The 3,795-nt window shown below is 28.7% G+C and carries 1 protein-coding gene; it reads right to left on the bottom strand.

What is annotated here, in order from left to right:
* The coding region (locus tag L8X24_RS07830) for a hypothetical protein (protein ID WP_263664329.1) at nucleotides 1–3,795 on the bottom strand (3,795 nt) is incomplete at both ends.

Genomic DNA, 3,795 nt, shown 5'->3' with positions numbered 1-3,795 from the left:
TTTCTTCATTTAAAGTTTTATCGCCTATTAAATTAAGCGAAGCTGTTTGTTCAAAACCATCCATTGGTGGTTCTGCTGGGTCAATAGGTTTATCAGGTATTTCTATTTCACCACCGCCATTATCATCTTTAATAGAAGCTAATATAGGATAAGGTATTTTAACGGCTGATAATTCTCCTTCAACAACAAAGCGTCCGCTAGATTTATCACTTACTGATATTTTTAAATCTTCAAAGTCTTTAATCAAATTCTCTATAGCTTCAGTTTCTTTCCCTACTGTAGCTATTAAAGCAAATAACTTATTGCTAATATCTTTAAAAGCTTGATCATCTTTACTTGCTAAGCCTTTATTGATTAATTCTACATACTTATTATAAGCTAAGGCTAAATCATCGAGTTGTTTGTAATAGTTTTTTTCTTTGAAGTTATTGTTAGCTGAGTTGATTTCATCATTTAAATTACTTAGGTTTTCTAAATTACTTGCAATTGTTTTATTCTCAAGAGAATTTGAAACTTCAGTTAAAATATCATTTTTAACTTGTATAGCTTCTTTGCTTGCAAATTTGTCATCACCGGCTTTGTTTAAACCATTGTCTTGATAAGCTAGTAAAAAGTCTAAGCTTTGGAAAATTTCTTTTCGAGCTATTTCCATTGATGGATTATCTTTATTGTTTTTATCAAAGAAATAATCCATAATAAACTTAGTTCTAGCTTCAGCACTATTTTTATCTAAATTTTTATAGGCTTCTAAAATAGCTTTCAAATCAGCTATATCAATGGTGTAATATTTATTTTTCAAATCAGCTATGATTTCATTGATGATAATATCTTTATAAAGATCATTTTCATCTAAAACAACCTTTTCATTGATGATTTCTTCTGTGTTAGGGATATAATCTGTATTTTGTGATGGTTTAGATACTATAACATTATTTGGATAGTTTGACTCGGATATATTTGGATTAGATGGTTTTTCAATCTCAAAATCTTTTGTAAAAACTAAACATTTCTTACTAGTACCACAATCTATTTCCTTTAAGCCATTTAAAGCTGCCAAAGCTGCTGTCTTAAAATCTATATAACCTTGACTATTATCATCATAAGGATGGAGTTGGATTTCATTACCCCAATATTTTTGATCAGCTGTTGCACTAGTTAAGTCTTTCTTATAATGATAGATATAAGTGTTTTCAGCATTTGGAAGAAAATATTCATCTAAATAGCCAAAAAATTTACCACTACTTTCTGAGCCTTCTATAATAGCTCCTTTATCAAAATATATATAGATATTTTTTCCTCCAGTACCAAATACTGTAAAACCTCCAGCATATTTTCCTTTGATATGTTTAATATTATTTAATGCTATATTTCTATAATCACCTTGTCCTTTTCCTGCAAATCCCCCAGTATAATTTCCTTGAATATAATCAATATTATTTAAAGAAATATTACTCATTTTTGTTCTAGTATCAACCCCAACAAATCCACCGGTATATTCTTCACCTATAATATTTCCAAAATTATTTAAAACAATATTATTAAATTCATTTGGATTATATAAATCAGAAGACATTTCTCCAACAAATCCACCGGTATATTCTTCACCTATAATATTTCCAAAATTATTTAAAATAATATTTTCAAATTTAGAATCTCTTGAGATTTCTCCAGCAAAACCACCTGCAGATCCCGAAGAACCAACTCCTAAAGATTCAACTTTAATCTCATTAACATTACTTAATTTTATATCATTTATTATAGAAAAAGATGAATGCAACCCAAAGAAACCACCTGAAACAGCATAATATTCTCCCTTAGCTTCAATGTTATTGATATTATTAATACTAATCCTATCAAAAACAATAGAATTATCTTCCCTTGTATTAACAATCTCTCCAGCAAAACCGCCAGACATAGATATCTCGCCATAGCTTGATATATTTAAAACATCCTTTAAATATATATCAGCAAAATAAAAGCTGGCATAAGGATTATTATACACAGATCCTCCGGCAAACCCTCCTGAGTAAGAAGAGTTAGATTTTGATGTACTATTTATATTAGTAATATTTTCAAGTGAAATTCTTTTAAACTCTCCACTATCAAATCCTCCTATAAATCCTCCAGAATATGTAAAACCATCAGAAATGCTTGAAATATTTCCTATGTTTTTAACTGTAATATCTGAAAATTCTCCATAACCATTAAATCCGATAAATCCACCTGCATAATTAAAGCTGTTACTCAAGTTATCAGATCTTTTAGAAGATATATTTTTAATATCACCTATATAAATTTTAGAATAATTACCACCTCTATTAAAACCAACAAAACCACCTGAGTTTCTTGTGCTTTGAATATTATCTATATTCTTTACAGTTATATCAACATAATTTGTCTCTCCATAAGAATTACTTCCTATAAATCCACCTGAGTTAGCATTTGAAGTAATATCGCCTATGTTTTCTATATAAATATTTCTAAAAAATACATTTTCCCAACCATTTAAAAATGTAGTCCCAGCAAATCCACCAGAATTACTCTCAAATAAGTCACTTTTTCCAGTATATATATGATTAATATTTTTTACAACAATGTCTTTAATATTAAAATTTTCACTCGCTTCAACTCTTCCTACAAATCCACCCGCATCAATATTACCATCTATTTTATCTTCAGAACCAGATTTAATATTATTTATATTATTTAATTTTACATGCGAAATATATCCATCTTTAGCCATACTGTCTATTGCACCAGCAAAGCCACCTGCAGATAAAGTTTGACTACCACCAGCAGTATTTATAGCAATAATATTATCTATATTTTCTAATGCAATATCTTTTATATACATAAATTCTCTACCGCCAGATATACGACCAGCAAACCCACCTGCAGACATGCCAGTAACTGAAACTGCATTTCCTACAGCCTCAATAGTACCTATATCCTTTAAAACAACATTGGATGTATTTGTTTTTTTAATTTCGCCTACAAATCCACCTAAATATATAGATCCTATTTTACTTTTATCGCTACCAGCAGTAATATAAGCAAGATTTTTCAAACTTATATTATCTATCTCTGAATCTTCAATACTCCCAGCAAACCCACCTGCGTATTTTGATATATAAGTATATTCTCCATCGTCACCATATCCGTATGCTTTAACACTACCACCCATATAATCTATATTTATATTTTTAAATTTAGCACCATCTGATATGCCAAATATACCTACATATTCATCAGGATAAGTTCCGGGATAAAAAAATCCTGTTGTATCTATATTAATATTCTTAAGAGTAAAACCTTGTCCATCAAATATTTTAGTAAAAGCACTATTATCTGTAAAACCTACTATCATATTAGTAAATTCATTATCTTGTCTTTTACCATCACCATTTAAGTCTACCCAATAATTAGCATAGTTTTGTCCACCACTTGCTTTAAAATCTATATCATTAGTAAGTTTAAAGGTATCTCCTACTACATTATTTCTAAAATCATCTTTTTCATTCCATCCTTTAGCAAAGTGCCACCAATCTAAATCAGAGCCTATGCTAATATATTGATTATATGTTTTATCCATTACACCTTTGTTAGTAAATACAATATCATTGTATTTTCTTGTAGGATTATAATAATAACCCGTAGCACTTAAATAAGCAATTCCTTTATTTTTTGCTTCAGTAGTTAGGTTTTTAGAATTTATAGTAGAAATATCCATATAAACTTCATTACCTTGTAAATCTATATTATCTGCTGTGATTTGATTGAATTTTATTTTATTAT

Source organism: Campylobacter sp. CNRCH_2015_0814, assembly GCF_025772765.1.
In the GTDB taxonomy this organism is placed as follows: Bacteria; Campylobacterota; Campylobacteria; order Campylobacterales; family Campylobacteraceae; genus Campylobacter_D.
Note: the sequence above shows the minus strand (reverse complement) of the source record. Positions and strands in the feature narration are given on the sequence as shown.